12 protein-coding genes are annotated in these 15,666 nt (G+C 58.0%); 5 read left to right on the top strand and 7 right to left on the bottom strand.

Annotation, left to right across the window (positions count from 1 at the left end; translation table 11 throughout):
• Positions 1 to 19: 19 nt before the first annotated feature.
• From I1969_RS06345 to ptcA, 3 genes are all read right to left on the bottom strand, one after another.
• Complete coding sequence (locus I1969_RS06345; RefSeq protein ID WP_195233943.1) at positions 20 to 1,225, bottom strand: agmatine deiminase family protein; 1,206 nt, start codon at positions 1,223 to 1,225, stop codon at positions 20 to 22.
• Between the two features lie 368 nt (positions 1,226 to 1,593).
• Entirely contained in the window at positions 1,594 to 3,033 is a 1,440-nt protein-coding gene (locus tag I1969_RS06340) for an APC family permease (protein WP_022093785.1), read from the bottom strand.
• A 133-nt stretch (positions 3,034 to 3,166) separates the two neighbouring features.
• The gene (gene ptcA / locus I1969_RS06335; protein WP_117583532.1) at positions 3,167 to 4,240 is read right to left on the bottom strand and encodes a putrescine carbamoyltransferase; all 1,074 of its coding nucleotides are present in this window, start codon (positions 4,238 to 4,240) and stop codon (positions 3,167 to 3,169) included.
• A 343-nt stretch (positions 4,241 to 4,583) separates the two neighbouring features.
• Here ptcA and I1969_RS06330 point away from each other — a divergent pair, with 343 nt between their 5' ends.
• The gene (locus I1969_RS06330) at positions 4,584 to 5,549 is read left to right on the top strand and encodes a response regulator transcription factor (protein WP_195233941.1); all 966 of its coding nucleotides are present in this window, start codon (positions 4,584 to 4,586) and stop codon (positions 5,547 to 5,549) included.
• A gap of 329 nt (positions 5,550 to 5,878) precedes the next feature.
• Here I1969_RS06330 and I1969_RS06325 read toward each other — a convergent pair whose 3' ends face one another.
• Positions 5,879 to 8,080, bottom strand: coding sequence for an FtsX-like permease family protein (locus I1969_RS06325; RefSeq protein ID WP_195233939.1), 2,202 nt, complete (start codon positions 8,078 to 8,080; stop codon positions 5,879 to 5,881).
• Complete coding sequence (locus tag I1969_RS06320; RefSeq protein ID WP_006234847.1) at positions 8,070 to 8,855, bottom strand: ABC transporter ATP-binding protein; 786 nt, start codon at positions 8,853 to 8,855, stop codon at positions 8,070 to 8,072. Before I1969_RS06320 ends, I1969_RS06325 begins: the two co-directional genes overlap by 11 nt.
• Before the next feature lie 277 nt (positions 8,856 to 9,132).
• Here I1969_RS06320 and vsr point away from each other — a divergent pair, with 277 nt between their 5' ends.
• The 3 genes from vsr (at position 9,133) to I1969_RS06300 (ending at position 12,226) form a co-directional block, all read left to right on the top strand.
• On the top strand, positions 9,133 to 10,119 hold the full coding sequence (gene vsr, locus I1969_RS11055) for a DNA mismatch endonuclease Vsr (protein WP_229028300.1): 987 nt from the start codon (positions 9,133 to 9,135) through the stop codon (positions 10,117 to 10,119).
• A gap of 497 nt (positions 10,120 to 10,616) precedes the next feature.
• Positions 10,617 to 11,546 carry an AraC family transcriptional regulator gene (locus I1969_RS06305; RefSeq protein ID WP_195233937.1) on the top strand — a complete coding sequence of 310 codons (930 nt, stop codon included), beginning with the start codon at positions 10,617 to 10,619 and terminating at the stop codon, positions 11,544 to 11,546.
• A gap of 56 nt (positions 11,547 to 11,602) precedes the next feature.
• The gene (locus tag I1969_RS06300) at positions 11,603 to 12,226 is read left to right on the top strand and encodes an HAD family hydrolase (RefSeq protein ID WP_195233935.1); all 624 of its coding nucleotides are present in this window, start codon (positions 11,603 to 11,605) and stop codon (positions 12,224 to 12,226) included.
• Positions 12,227 to 12,441: 215 nt separating this feature from the next.
• On the opposite strand, the gene I1969_RS06295 is transcribed toward I1969_RS06300, so the two are convergent.
• On the bottom strand, positions 12,442 to 13,299 hold the full coding sequence (locus tag I1969_RS06295) for a class II fructose-bisphosphate aldolase (protein WP_022095149.1): 858 nt from the start codon (positions 13,297 to 13,299) through the stop codon (positions 12,442 to 12,444).
• Positions 13,300 to 13,633: 334 nt separating this feature from the next.
• On the opposite strand from I1969_RS06295, the gene I1969_RS06290 reads away from it, so the two are divergent.
• Positions 13,634 to 14,437, top strand: a complete 804-nt coding sequence (locus I1969_RS06290; RefSeq protein ID WP_195233933.1) for a DeoR/GlpR family DNA-binding transcription regulator — start codon at positions 13,634 to 13,636, stop codon at positions 14,435 to 14,437.
• Between the two features lie 65 nt (positions 14,438 to 14,502).
• Here the strand turns inward: I1969_RS06290 and I1969_RS06285 are convergent, their stop codons facing one another.
• Entirely contained in the window at positions 14,503 to 15,663 is a 1,161-nt protein-coding gene (locus tag I1969_RS06285; protein WP_195233931.1) for an FprA family A-type flavoprotein, read from the bottom strand.
• Positions 15,664 to 15,666 lie beyond the last annotated feature (3 nt).

Here is a 15,666-nt window from a genome sequence, read left to right as displayed (position 1 = left end):
GCCTCGGGAAGACAGACAATTACGCGGACGGCTCCTGCTGAGTAATGCAGTGGATGTTGCCGCCACCGAAGACGACCTGCTCGGACTGAACGCCGACGCACTTGTAGACGCCCTCGCCCCAGACCTCGTCGTAGATCTTCTGGAGCGTGTCGACGGCCAGCTGGTCGTTCTCGTCGCCGTACTGCGGGACGATAACGCCGTGGTTGGTCACGAGGTAGTTCATGTAGGAGGCGATCAGCGGCTCGTCGGCAACGCGCGGCTCGGCGTTCTCGTCGGCGTCGATGGTGTCGCAGGAAGCCTGGTCCATGAACAGCGGGTTCACGGGCATGCAGAGCTTGTAGACCTTCATCTTGCGGCCCTTGGCGTCGACGGCGTTGGAGAGGGTCTCGTAGGCAGCGTGGCACTGCTCGTAGAACGGATACTCGGGATCGTCGGTCCAAATGCAGGCCATGACGCCCGGCGCGATGAACGTGGCGACGTCGTCGATGTGGCCGTTGGTCTCCTCGGGGTCGATGCCCTCCTTGACCCAGATGACCTTCTCGACACCCAGGTAATCCTTGAGGTGCTCGTCCATGTAGGCGCGAAGCTCCTCGCTCCAGGGCTCAAACTTCTTGCGGTACTTGGGCCAGATGGACTCGGGATCCTCTTCCTCCTCCAGAACCGCAGAGCAGGTGCGGCCCGGGGAAAGCAGGCACTGGTCGGTCACGACAAGGGTGCCCTCGCCGTCGACGGTGATGGAGCCGCCCTCGAGGATCATGTCGTCGGGACGATAGCGGCGGCAGCCGGAGAGCTCAGCCATCTTGAGGGCGATCTGCTCGTCCTTGTCCCACGGGAAGTACAGGCCGTCGACGAGGCCGCCGTAGGCGTTGAAGTGCCAGTGGTTGGCGCGCTTCTCGCCCTTGCCGTTGATGACGTAGGTGGCGGCAGTGTCGCGGAACCAGGCGTCGTCGGTGGTCATCTCGATGACGGTGACGTTCTCGTCGTTCTCGAAGACGGCCTTGCAGTTGGCGTAGTCGACCTGGTTGGCGCACATATAGACCGGGGTGAACTCGGAGATGGCGCGGGCGATGGCGGCATACTGCTTCTGGGCCGGCTTGGCGCCGTGGGCCCAGGTGTCGGTGCGGTGGGGCCAGCCCATCCACACGCGATCCTGCGGGGCGAACTCGGCGGGCATGAAGAAGCCGTCGGCCTTGGGGGTGGACTCGGACTCGGTGATCGTACGCATAAGATTTCCTCCAAATCGAACGATCGCTTGCTGCGGGCGGGTTACCCGCAGCCTAAAACCAAGAGATGGTAGGCGCCCGTTCCCCGGCAAAGGTCGGGGCGCCCGGTGCCGGTTTTCACGGAATCGCACCAGCAAGCGACGACGTAACCAAGTGCGCGGAGACAAAACGCACGAAGGATACGGAAGAGAGATTGGGGTGGGCGGTGGTTACCGGAGCTATCGCTCACACCCACCCCGGGGGAATGGTTAGCAAACCTGTCGCTTGGACACGCCTCCGAAGAGGCTAGAGTGCCCGGAGTCGGGAGCGACAAGCCCGACGAAGCGCGCGTTGGTACACGAGGAGGGTTGGAGCCCCAGAACCGGGTGCTCTAGTTCTCCTCGGCCTCGGCGGCCTCCTCAGCGAGACGCTGGGCTGCGAGCTCAGGGGTCAGACCCTTGTACTCGGTCTCGCGGCCCTTAGCGCTGACGACGCGGACGACCTCGCCGATGAGCACGAGCACGATGAAGATAACGATCATCGGGACCTTGTCGCCAATTTCAGCAGCGGAGAACGGGATCAGCGTGGCAACGATGGCAAGAACCAGCTCGATGCAGGGGATGGCTAGCATGACCTTCATCATGGCGCCCTTAAACGGGAACGTGAAGATGCGCTCACGGTTGGGGTCGTTCTTACGAAGGTTGAGGAACGCCGGGAACATCGGGATGTAGGTCAACAGCAGGAAGACGACAGAGGTGCCAAAGAGCATCCAGAAGACACCGTTGGAGATGGCGTCGATGGGAACGAGCTGCAGGCACAGCACCAGGGAGGCAACGACAGCGTTGACCAGGTTGGCGCCGTTGGGCATGTCGTCATCCGAGATCATCGAGGCGAAGACCTTGGGCATGTTGCCGTGCTCGGCAGCGTAGCGAGCAACGGAGTTAACGCCGAAGGACCAAGCGGCCATGTTGGCGAACAGGGTGATCAGGAAGGCGATGCAGATGACCTTAAAGATCATGGAGTCGCCCACCATGGTCTGGACTGCAACGATCATGCCGTAGTCGGGATCGATGGAGTCGGCCGGCACGGCGGCGCCGATGCCAAAGCCAGCGAACAGGTAGATCACGGCGATGGACAGGCCACCGACGATGATAGCCTTGGGGATATCGCGAGCGGGATCGGCCATGTCGTCGGTCATGGTGCAGATGACCTCGAAGCCCATGAAGTTAAAGATGATGATCGACAGGTAGCCGAGAGCGTTGGTGTTGGTGAGCTCGGGCAGGAAGGTGGCAGCGGACATGTCGTTCGCAAAACCGTTCTCCATGGCATACCAAATGCCCAAAGCGCCAACGATAACGGCAACGGCGACCTTGATGATGGCGCCACCGTTAAGGACCCACTCGGAGTCGGCCGCCTTGGAGCGGCCCATGAGGTAGACGATCCACACAAAGGCAAGATCGATACCCATCTTGGCGATCAAGTTGAACTCGACGCCAAAGACCATGCCCAAAATGTCGGGGAACATGGTAGCCAGCGAGGCGATCCACAGCGGGTAGTTGACCCAGTAGTAGTACGAGATGCGGGCGCCCCATTTGTCGCCCAGGCCATCGCGTACCCAGTCGTAAATGCCGCCCTCGCCGTCATAGGTGGTACCGAGCTCGGCGACAACCATGCCGTAGGGAAGCAGGAAGGTCAGGATCAGGAAGATCCACCAGAAGAACTGCTGGTTGCCAATGGCAGCAGCAGGAGCGGCGGCCTCGCAAACGAAGACGACGCAGATGATGGTCGAAATGACCGTCAAGAAGGAAAGCTTTTTCTTTCCGTCGCTCATGATGAGCTCCTTCGCTCAGTCTTGGACAGATCCGAGGCCCTAAGGTATTAAGGCAATTGCTTGGGCCTCGGTGAGCGGGCGACAGGAGACGAGCATCCGCCGCCCGCAAACGTGCTTTTAGAAGCCTTGAGGCTTAGAGCTGCTCGAGAGCCTCGAGAGCGGCGTGGAGCTCAGCCTTGGCGGAGTACTCGACACCCTCGTCGTTGAGCGGGGTGCGCTTGCCCAGGGCGGCAAGGAGAGCACGGATGGAGTGCTTGCGGTTCTCGGCCTCGACCCAGCACAGGGAGCGCTCGGGATCGTCCATGACTTCGTCGACGACCTCCTCGTTGCGGGTGGCCGGCAGGCAGTGCATGAACTTGGAGTTGGGGCCGGCAAAGTTCATCATGTCCATGGTGACCTGATACTTGGGATAGAACACGTCCATGTAGTTCTCGCCCGAGACCTCCTCGTCGTACAGGCCATACCACACGTCGGTGTAGATGAAGTCGGCGCCCTTGATGCACTCGATGTCGTCGGAGATGACGACAGAGCCGCCGGAGACCTTGCAGTTCTCCTCGGCGATGGCCATCATCTGCTTGCCGAACTCGGCGCGCTCCTCGACGGTGCCAACGTGCAGGCCGCCGTCGGGGATCTGGTGGCCCTTAGGTCCAAACTGGACAAACTTCATGCCGACCTTGGAGGCGATGAACATGAGGGAGACGCAGACCTGGGTGGCGTCGCCGATGAAGGCCAGGGTGCAGTCCTCGATCTTCTTGCCCTCGGGGAGGTTCTCGAGCATGGTCATGAGGTCGCCCATCTCCTGCGTGGGATGGTTGAACTCGGACATGCCGTTGATGACGGGCACAGCGGAGCCCTCGGCGAGGCCGACGACGTCCTTGTGACGGTCAACGCGAGCCATCATGATGTCGAGCAGCGAGCCCATAACGCGAGCGGTGTCGCCCAGGGACTCGTGACCGCCGAGCTGGATGGTGCCAGGGCCATAGAACTGAGCATGGCCGCCGAGGTCGGTCATAGCGGTCTCGAAGGAAAGACGAGTGCGGGTGGAGACCTGCTGGAAGATCATGCCAAGGCTCTTGTTGCGGAGCAGGTGCGGATAATAACCGTCAACCTTGATGGCCTTCTTCATTGCCAGACCAAGATCCTCGATAGCCAGGATCTGCTCTTTGGTGAAGTCGTTGGTGTCGATGAAATCCTTAGGCAGTGCCATGTCGATTTCCTTTCCGCCGGTCTTGCCGGCTATTACTATGAGGCGCTCGAACATCACGCCTCGTGTTGACAAGACCATCATTCACCCGTATGCAATTTTTACCTAGTTTATTCGGGATTAAAGACCGTTCACGGAGTTACACCCCCTCTAAACCAATATAAACCCGCAGGTCAAGTTTACAGGGGGTTTACCATCTAGAACCGCGAACCCTAGAACCGCGAACGGTATACGGCTATGCTGTATCTCGGCGCCTAATCCGCAATGAAACGAAGGGTTGAGACGTCTATATCCCACAAGGTATACAGAGCTCGGCCATAGAATAAATGAGATGGGACGGTGACAGATGAACACCCTGATGTTCTTCTATACCCTAGCGATACTCGTGATCTGTATTGTGACGGCGGTACTCTCGCTTGCCGCCTATGCCTCGTCTCGTCGACGCTTCTTTATCTATGGCAGCGGCGTATTTATCTGCTATGCCATCGAGATGACCGAGATTTTCTTTTTTGAATACACGCTGCAAAACCAGAGTTTTCCAGCCAGCGACTATTACTCAATTACCATGCCTGTGTTGCGGACCTTTGTGGCGACCGCTTCGCTGGCTTTTATTTGGCTCATTGCCATGGATTTGCTCGACAAGCATTCAAAAAAGCAGTTTGTCATTCCCGTCGCAACGTTCTTGCTGAGCGAGCTGCTGATTATCGTCGCTGTCCCCTACGGCCCCATTCATCAATGGCTCTACTACACGATGCGTCAGGTATTCCTTGTTTTCGTGGGGCTATATATCTTTTGGACGGCACGCAAGAGCACGCAAGTCGAGCTGAAGGCACGCGTTAACAACCAACGAAAGCACCTGATTATCGGCGCTATTCTGGTCGGTTGCATCGTTGCCGAGGATTTCTACAACATTCTGATTGTCCCCATGAGTCTGGCGTCCTCTTGGCTGCAACTATATCTGTCCGAGCGCAACTTTAGCGAAAACGTCTTTGCCTGCTACTTTGCGATTCTGCTGATCATCTACTCCTACCACGTGCTTTCAATCCGCATGCAGGAGGCGCCCGAGGAAAAGAACGTCAGCGATCTTGATCGACACATCGAAGAGCAGATGCCCTTCTATCGCAACGTCTACAAGCTCTCCAACCGTGAGACCGAAGTTATGCGTCTGGTCGTACTGGGCAAATCGAACCAAGAGATCGCTGACGAGCTATTCCTTGCCGTGGGCACCGTCAAGACCCACATCCACAACATCCTGGTCAAAACCGAACAGCAAAACCGCACGACGCTCATCCTCCACTTTTGGAAGCGATAACCTGCCAAAAAGGGACAGGTTTATTTTGGCAGGTTTTATCTGGGCAAACGCCAAAAACCGCCGCGAGGGAGCTACTTTCCCTCGCGGCGGTTTTCTAGCAGTAAAACCAAGTGAGTAGGCTTTTGGCGGGATGCCGAGCACACCTCAAAACGCCACAGCCCTGACCTGCGATTTTATTGAGCACTTGCCGCGATGTGCTCGGCAGATCCAAAAAAGCCTACTCACTTGCATCTGAGATGCTCTAGATACGCAAAATACCGCCGCGAAGGGAGCTGGACTCCCTTCGCGGCGGTTATTCGCTCTGATTTTGCGACGGTTTTGCCCGCTTGTTATTCGCTGTAGCGGGTAGCGATGGCAGCTTGTACCATGCCGGCGCTCATGAGGTAGGTCACCAGGAAGTAGCCACCGTATGCTGCCAGGAAGATTGCACAGGTGAGGCCCACGGTGCCGCCGATGCTCATATGTCCGAATATGCTCACCAGCTCGATAATCACCTTGAGCGCCACAAAGGAGTGCGCCAGGCCCACTGCCAGCGGGAACAAGAAGAATACCGCTTGCTGCGCCATCACCGAATGGCGAATCTGGCGGTCGTCACAGCCGATCTGTGCCAGCACACGATAGCTGCGGCTGCCGTCGGCCACATTGGAGAGCTGCTGGATCGACAGTATCGCCGCGCACGCAACGACCAGTACAAAGCCAATGTAGATGGCCAGATAGCTAATCATGCCGTTCGTTTGCGCTGCTTGCGCGTACATCTCGGAGCGTGTGATGAAGATTCCCCATGACCCCGGCTCCTTGCCGTCAACGAGCAGATTGTCGAGCAAAGTGTATTTAATGCTCTCGTCTGCCTCGGTCGTATCCATCCCCTGTTTGTAATTAACGAGCAGGCTACTGGAATACGGCTGCAGATTAAGTTGGGACAACAGCTCGTCGGCAACGACGACGGTACCCGGATTACTGCCCATCGCCGAGTTGGCGATGGCCGCCGTGTCCTTGTCCGACTTATCGGTTGCGGGCTTGAGCTCATGCCCGCCCAAGGTGAGGGTATGGCCGCCGGCCATGTACTTGGTGTACAGGTCGCCCAGCTCACCGCCCATATCACACGTAAGCAGGTACTGGTCGCGGCCAATGCTCACCGGCTCCTCGCCCATCATCTGGCGCAGTTTGTTGTACTGGCTCGCCGGCGTCACAAACAGACCCATCGTATCGGCATTGCTACCCCCGAGCGCCTTGGGGAGCTTTTCGCCCATGGTCTTGCACATCTCACCCGCAGACACCGAAGGATTCGAACCGCCAAACGGGTAACTCAGATACGAATCGATCTGAACATGCTCACCGGCAACATCGGCGATATTGACCTTCTTGCCGGTCTCGTCGTTGTTGTCCGCCGACTTGCCCTTGCCGTGCCATGCGGAGTACAAATCGACCGTTGTATCGGCTAGCACCATGCGGTCGGCTTCAGACGGATTGACATATTCTTTGTAGTAGTCGAGCGTATCGGGCGTGTAATAGACATACGTCTGAGACACGTCAACAGGGTTATAGCGCTCCAGGTTTTCGTTCATCACATTGGCAATCGACATACCGCACGTCACCGAGGTGATGGCCAAAAACAGGAGCATCGCGATGACGCCCATCGAAAAGCACACCGTGTTGACCTTGGCCGCAAGCTGGCGCACGGTAAACATGTTGAGGCCGCGCCAATACACGCCGCGCAGGCTCTGCAGCAGCTTGATGAGCATGCCCGAGAGTCCCCAGAACAGGGCAAAGGTGCCCACGGTAACCATAGCGGTCGTAATGCCAAACTGGTTCATGGCCTCTTGCAGCTTGCTGTCCGTCGCGGTTAGCGGGAACCCATCACGTAGCAGACGGTAATAGGCCACGCCCACAAGCACCACGCCCACGGCAAAGATGGCAATCGCAATCCAGGGGTTGCGCGTCTTGATGCTCTCGTTGCGACGCTCGACACCCATAAGCTCGATGAGTTTGGTACGACGCACGGCGCGAAGGTTCAGCAGTAGCGTGAGCACAAACATTACGAGCATGCAAGCAAGGGTCAGGTTGAACGCATGCACCGAGAAAAAGAAGTGGAAATTGGCGATCTGTGTCTTAAAGAGCGAGGCCGTAAAGAACGTCATGAGCTGGGAGAGCCCCACACCCAGCACAATGCCGGCGACAAAGGCCACGACCGAAACGATCACCGTCTCGAGCGCCATAATCGTGGCGACGCGCCCGCGCCCCATGCCGAGCACCTGGTACAGGCCAAACTCCTTCTTGCGGCGTTTCATGATGAAGTTATTGGCATACACCATCAAAAAGGCCATGACACCGGCCAAAAAGTACGTCAGGTCGCCGAGCATGCTGCCCATTACCTGCGCCAAGCCCTTTTCATCGATTCCGGCGATGTCGACCTGCATCGAGATGGTGTTAAAGGCATAGAAGACCGTGACACCCAGGGTGAGCGTCAAAAGGTAGACGAGGTAGTCGCGGCCGGCGCGGCGGACGTTACCCCAAGCGAGTTTACAGAGCATCGGAGCCCTCACCGCCCATCATGGCAACGACCTCCATAATGCGGTCGAAGAACTCTCGGCGGTCGGTGTCGCCGCGGCGCAGCTCGGTGAAGATCTTGCCGTCGCGAATAAACAGCACACGGCTCGTGTAACTGGCGGCAAAGCTGTCGTGCGTGACCATGAGCACGGTGGCACGTAGGCGGCGGTTAAGGGCCTCTAGGCTCTCGAGCAGCAGGCGAGCGCTCTTGGAATCGAGGGCGCCGGTGGGCTCGTCGGCCATAATCATGGTGGGGTCGGTGACGAGCGCGCGAGCCGCGGCGACGCGCTGCTGCTGGCCGCCGGACATTTGGTAGGGATACTTGTCGAGCACCTGACTGATGGAAAGGCGCGCTGCCACATCCTGCACGCGGGTCGAGATCTCTGCCGAGTTTGTGCGGGCGATGGTGAGCGGCAGGGCGATGTTCTCGCGTGCCGTGAGCGTATCGAGCAGGTTGGAGTCCTGGAAGATAAAGCCGAGCTCCTCGCGGCGGAACTGCGAAAGCTTAGCCTGCTTCATGCGTGTTACGTCCTGCCCGTTGATGCGGATCGTGCCGCTCGTGGCGCTATCGATGGTCGACACGCAGTTGAGCAACGTCGACTTGCCCGAGCCCGAAGCGCCCATGATGCCGACGAATTCGCCGCGGTTGACGGTAAAGCTGACGTCGTTGAGCGCGCGGGTCACGTTGCCCAGCGCTCCGTATACCTTTTCGAGATGAGCGACCTCCAGTACCGGGGTCGCCATGTGCGTGGTTTGCATACCGAGTCCTTTCTTGCAATTAGTCTACGGCATCTATAGTCGCAAGAAGACGAGTCGGCTACCATCGATATGGCTTACGCTTGCCTTACCGTTGTGTAAGGTAGGGGTAGCTAGCCTGCCATAGCTAATTTGGGACGGGGCTATTTTGACTACCCTTTGACTGCCAGCGACTAATTTGGGGTTGGGACAAATATCAGCTGCCGTATGGGGGTAGTCAAAATAGCCCCGTCCCAAATTAGCTACCCTGCCACGTGTTGATGTTGAGAGAGGACTCCTGTTGAAGACCGTTCATGTTGCCGCTGGGATCATTCGCAAGGAAGGATCTGACGAGCTGCTTGCCGTGCAGCGCGGCTATGGCGACATGCAGGGACTTTGGGAGTTTCCGGGCGGCAAGCTCATGCGCGGCGAGACACCCGAAGACGCCGTGCGCCGCGAGCTCATGGAAGAACTGCAGGTAAAAGTCACCAACCTGCGCGATTTCTATACCGTTGAGTATGACTACCCCGATTTCCATCTCTCCATGGAGTGCTATTATTGCTCGCTGGCCGATGAATCCGGCGAGCCCCAGAAACACGACCGCCAGCTTGATATCCGCTGGATTCCACGCACGTCTCTCGCCACCGTTGAGTGGATGCCCGCCGACAAGGGGCTAATCGATGCGCTGATTGAGCTAAAGGAAGACCGGCTTGAGGCAAGCGCCGCCGATGACGCCGCGCCCAACATAGCCGACGAACCCGCCGCAAAACCCAAGCGCGCACCTAAGCGCCGCAGCAGAAAGCGCCCCAAGCCCGGCCTGCTCGACGGCATCGACACCTCGGACCTCTCCGCTGACGAGCGCGAGCTAGTGCGCCGTCGTGCCGCCATCAAAAAGTCCATGAAGGGCAACAAGCGTACCAACACCAAGCCCGAGCTGCTCGTTCGCCAGCGCCTGCGCGCCGCTGGCCTTACGGGCTATCGCCTAGAATGGAAAGTCCCCGGCAAGCCCGACATCGCCTTCCCCGGACGCAAGATCGCCATCTTCGTCAACGGCTGCTTTTGGCACCGTTGCCCCAAATGCAATCCCAGTCAGCCCAAGCGCAACGTTGAGTTTTGGGAGGCGAAGTTCCGCCGCAACGTCGAGCGCGACCGCGCCGCCGTGGCAGCGCTTACCGAAATGGGCTGGACGCCCATAACCATCTGGGAATGCGAGCTCAAAAAAGACTGCATCGACGCCACGATGGAAAAGGTCATCGAGCAGGTGCGCGCCGCAGAGCCGCAGCGCTAACAGCGAGCATTCACACGCTCCGCACGTCCACGCCACATCCACGTCACAAACCTTAGAAAGCCCTTAAGCTCAAAACCTTTCAAGAGTGTTACTCAATAGCCTTGACCTGCGGTTTCATCGTAACACCAAACCAGGTTAAGCCTTTCTTTAGCGCTTCTTTGCAGCAGCCGCGGCATAATACTGCCAACGCACGGGACCTAGCAGCACACCCCGTGCGCAACCTTTTGGTGGACATCGAGGAGGCCGCATAAGCATGCATTCTTCCAATGACGCAACACAGCAGCTATCCCTAAATCATGCAAACCTTTTCTCCTTCCCCCCGACACAGAGAAACAGCCTCCTCGACTCCCCAACCCAAAAACCCAAACGCTCAACCGATCAGAGCCACAACTTGCGAGCATCCTTCGATAAGCTCCAAGCATCCCTAGACAAGGCGTTCCCCGAACAGGCAAGAGCAATCTAAGCCCATCGCGCTTTATACTGATGCCATGCGAAACATGGATCACATAGAATTGCACCGCGGAGGACGCGAGGAAGCGTTTCCCGAGACCGCCGAAGACTGGCCCTATATTGCCGAACGCGCAGAATTCGCTCGCTATCCGGGCAATTCCGTCCCCTGGCACTGGCATTCCGAAGTTGAGCTTTTCTACATGGAGCAGGGAGCGATTGACTATCGAACGCGCGCGGCTCATGAGCACGTACGCTTTGAGGAAGGATCCGCCGGCTTTATCAACGGCGGCGTTTTGCACAGCACGCTGCAATCACCCAATTCGGCGCCAGCCATTCAAATGCTGCATATCTTTCAGCCGTCGATGCTCGGCGATCCCGCGGGACGTCTCCAAAAGCGCTATATCAATCCTTTGCTGCAATGTCGAGGCGTCGATGTGCTCAAATGGTCGCTCACCAACCCCGACGATATGCCCTTTATCGATTTGCTAAAGAGTTCCTTTAACCACGACCTTCAACGGCCGCAGAACGAGATGGCGCTTCGGAATAACTTGTCAGAGCTCTGGATTCAGATTTACGCCAAGGCCGAACCGCTCTTTTCCTCCGACGGCGCCTCTTGGATGACCAGCCGCGACGTACAGTTCAAGGCAATCCTGGACTTTATCCGCGCAAACTATGCAGCCGCTATAGATGTGCCCCAGATGGCATCTGCAGCCGGCGTAAGCGAAAGAGAGTGTTACCGCATTATCGAAACTTGTGCAGGAACGACCCCGGCGGCATATCTACGCGCATACCGCATAAACCGTGCTTGCGAACTTTTGGCACACACCACGCGAACGGTACAGACAGTCGCGCGCCAATGCGGATTTATAACAGCAAGCCATCTTGGCCAGGTATTTAAAGAACAAATGGGGTGCACTCCTTCGAGCTATCGAGCAGCGAGGCAGAATCTCGATAGCACCAGGCAGAAATCCCGCTAGCCTTTCTTCTGTCACCGCATCAAACTTGCAGGCAAACAACAGAGAGGAGCAATCATATGAAGCACTTTGAACATATCGTATTTGACGTTGATGGGACATTGGCAGATACAGAAGAAAGCGTTCTATCATCGCTTGTCCAGATTGTCCAAGAAGAGACCGGCAAAACGCTCCCCCGACACGAGCTTGAATTTGCCCTCGGCATACCCGGCAAGGATGCCCTTGAGAAACTTGGAATCTACTCGCAGGCAACGTTGGATCGCTGGTGCCAAGTTGCCGCCAGCTTTAAAAGCACCATCAGCGTGTTTCCAGGTTTGCTTGAAGTCATCACAACACTCGCCGATAGCGGCTGCAAACTTGGCATCGTCTCCTCACGTGCGCGCGACGAATACGCAGAAGAAATTGCACCCCTTGGCTTCGATAAGTATTTTGAGCACATCATCCTTGTCGAAGACACAACCGAACATAAACCCGCACCCGCTCCCATGCTCGAATATCTCCGGCGTACGGGCGCGAATCCTGGCAACGTCGTCTACGTTGGCGACACCGTCTACGACGAACAATGCGCAACTTCGGCAGGGGTCAGTTTTGCCCGAGCAGCATGGGGATCACACCAAGATATCCCAAACGCCACCTACAACCTCAAAACCCCCAACGACCTATTAACCCTAACTACCAAATAACCCGCGCAACCCAAATTTTCCGCCCTAACGCCACAAGGGCGATTGAGCAGGGCCGTCCGGAAACGGAAAAGGGCCTATCTCTCAGAACATTCCACACGGAGGAAGCCCCGCAGCGCGTAGCGCGCGGCGGGGCTTCCGACATGTCCGAGGACGTTCTGAGAGATAGGCCCTTTTCCGTTTCCGGACGGCCCGGTGGGATCAGAGTACCCTTGCTGTTACTCTGCTTTGCCCACAGAGTTGAGGTTGGTCATGCGGATCTTAACCAGCTCGGTGATCTCACGCATGCCCTCCTTGGCCGGCTTCTTGGGGTCGAAGCAGGCGGGGTTCTCGGCCATGTAGGCCATGAAGCCCTTGGTGTAGGCCTGACGCAGCTCGGTGGCGTAGTTGACCTTGCAGATGCCGTTCTTCACAGCCTCGGCGACCTGCTCATCGGGCACACCGGAGGTGCCGTGCAGAACCAGCGGCACGTCGACGGCGTCGCGGATGGCCTTAACCACGGACTGCTCAATGTGCGGATCGCTCGTATACACACCGTGGCTGGTGCCAACGCCAATGGCCAGCGAGGTGCAGCCAGTGCGCTCGACGAACTCCTTGGCCTCGGCAGGATCGGTGTAGGGGCTCTCGCCCTCAACCGCGGGACCGTCGTCCTCCTTGCCGCCAACCTTGCCGAGCTCGGCCTCGACGGGCACGCCCATGGCGCGGCCAGCATCGGCGACGGACTTGGTCAGGGCGATGTTGTCCTCGAAGGACTCGTGCGAGCCGTCGATCATGACAGAGGTGTAGCCCGTGCGGAAAGCCTGCATGCAGCGGTCATAGCCATCGCCGTGATCGAGGTGCAGGGCGACGGGCACGGAAGCGCGCTCGGCGGCAGCCTTGACCATGCCGTAGAAGTAGTCCAGACCAGCGGTCTTGATGGTGCCCGGGGTGGTCTGCATGATGACGGGGGACTTGGTCTCCTCGGCAGCGGCCAGAACGGCCATAACAAACTCGAGGTTCTCGACGTTGAAAGCGCCAACAGCGTAGTGGCCGGCCTGAGCGTCCTTGAGCATCTTTTCGGTGGTAACAAGTGCCATGAGCGTTTGCTCCTCTCCCTCGCCCGCATCTGGACATCGGGCGTAGTTGTTCACAAGGCGTTTTACCTTGCGTTTTGCTGCGCTCATTGTATGAAATTCAGCAGCTTTGCACGTGCGAGATATTGAGCCCATGCAGGTCAATACAGTCATTTTTGAAAAGCAAACGGAAGAAATTTGAGCCGAGTGAACATGTTCGATATTGAATTTTGGGCGTTCAGCGTCTTTCTTTTATAGAAAAGATAAGTAATCGAAAGGTGTTTTCTTACCCAAAAAGAAAATGAACGAAAATAGAGTCAACACAATTCCTGCAAATTTAGCCGAGAATGGAGCAAGCATGGCCCAAGCCACCAACCGCGCTTTTGCCGACGAACGCCGTACCGCCATTATGGAAATGCTCGATCATAATGCCTCGGTGCAGGTAGCAGAAATCGCCCAGACCTTTGGCGTGTCCTCCGTCACCGCCCGCGCCGACCTGGACGCGCTCGCCGAAGCAGGCAAGCTGCGCCGCACGCACGGCGGTGCCGTCTCACTCCACAAACGCCTGACCGTCTCCACGCAGGATCGCCGCATCAATGTCAACGTCGCCGCCAAGCAAGCCATCGCGCAAAGCGCCATCGAGCTCGTCAATGACGGCGACACGCTGCTCGTCGACTCGGGCACCACGGCACTCGAGTTTGTCCGGCTCCTCGACCAGCGCAACGGCATCACCGTCATCACGGCCGACATTACCATTGCCGATTACATCGACGAGAGCATGCCCTCGGTCGATGTCGTCATGCTGGGCGGGGCGCTGCGCAAAGGCCATCGTTATTTGTACGGACCGCTCACTATGCAGGCACTCCAAATGGTCCATGCCGATCTGGCCGTCATGTGCCCCGGCGCCTTTGTCCCCAGCTGCGGCTTTACGACCGACTTTCCCCAGATGGCCGAGACCAAAACGGCTATGATCGCCGCGGCCCATCAAAGCGTCGCCCTCATGGACGCCAGCAAGGTTAACGGACGCGGCATGTACCGCTTTGCCGAGCTTGCCGATGTCGACTCCATCGTGATGGACCGTGACCCCGACCATGCCGTCGCCACCTCGATCGCCGAGGCCACTGACAGCTCACGTCCAGCCCTCGTCATCGCCGGCGCTTAAACAAAAACCACCACAAAGGTGCCTGTCCCCTTCGTGGTGGTTTGAGCGTTAAAAGCGATATATCGCTACTTGGACAGCTCGTCGGCGAGGGCCTCGATTTGGGCGCGCGAGGCGTCGTTGAGCGAGCCCAGCACAGTCACCTTGTTCTGCGTCAGGGTGATGTCCTTCATGCCCTCGAGCTCCTTGGTCATAACCTTGGCAGCTGCAGGCGCCCAAGAGCCGGCCTCGACGAGCGCCACCGTACGGTTCTGGTAGGCGTGCTCGGCGAGCGTATGGATGAAGGTGCTCATGCACGGGAAGATCTCGCCCTGATAGGTGATGGAGGCGAGCACCAGACGGTCGTAGCGGAACGCATCCTCAACGGCCTCGGCCATGTCGTCGCGAGCCAAGTCAAAGACGGAGACCTTCTGGCCGCGAGCCTCAAGCGCTGCGGCGAGCTCCTCGACGGCAGCCTTCAGATGGCCGTACACGCTCGCATAGGCAATCGTGATGCCCTTGTCCTCGGGCTGGTAGCTCGACCAGGTGTTATAGGTGTCGAGGTAATAGCCCAGGTTCTCGGTCAGTACGGGGCCGTGGAGCGGACAGATGATCTGGATATCCAGATCGGCGGCCTTCTTGAGGACGGCCTGCACGAACTTGCCGAACTTACCGACGATGCCAAAGTAGTAGCGGCGAGCCTCACAAGCCCACCCTTCCGGATCCTCGATGTCGTTGGCGCCAAACTTGCCAAAGCCGTCGGCACTAAAGAGCACCTTGTCGGTGGACTCGTAGGAGAAGATCACCTCGGGCCAGTGAACGTTGGGGGCGCCGATAAAGGTCAGGCTGTGGCCGCCCAGGTCGAGCACATCGCCCTCTTTGACGACCATCTTGCGCTCGGGGTAGTCGGTGCCAAAGTAGTTGACCATCATGCGGAAGGCGCCCATGCTGGCCACTATCTGTGCCTGGGGGTAGCGCTCCATAAAGGCGGCGATGCCAGCAGAGTGATCGGGCTCCATGTGATGGATAACCAGGTAGTCGGGCGTACGTCCATCGAGCGCGGCCTCGAGGTTGCCGAGCCATTCGTCGACAAAGCCAGCGTCAACCGAATCGGCGACAGCGATTTTATCGCCCAAGATAACATAGCTGTTGTATGCCATGCCGTTCTCGGACACGTCGTACTGGCCCTCGAACAGGTCAATGTCGTGATCGTCGACACCGATGTAGCGGATATCCTTGGTGATCTCCATCAG

Source organism: Collinsella aerofaciens (assembly GCF_015548375.1).
Lineage (GTDB): Bacteria > Actinomycetota > Coriobacteriia > Coriobacteriales > Coriobacteriaceae > Collinsella > Collinsella aerofaciens_AB.
The sequence above is the reverse complement of the archived record's forward strand: the minus strand, read 5'-3'. Positions and strand labels throughout refer to the sequence as shown.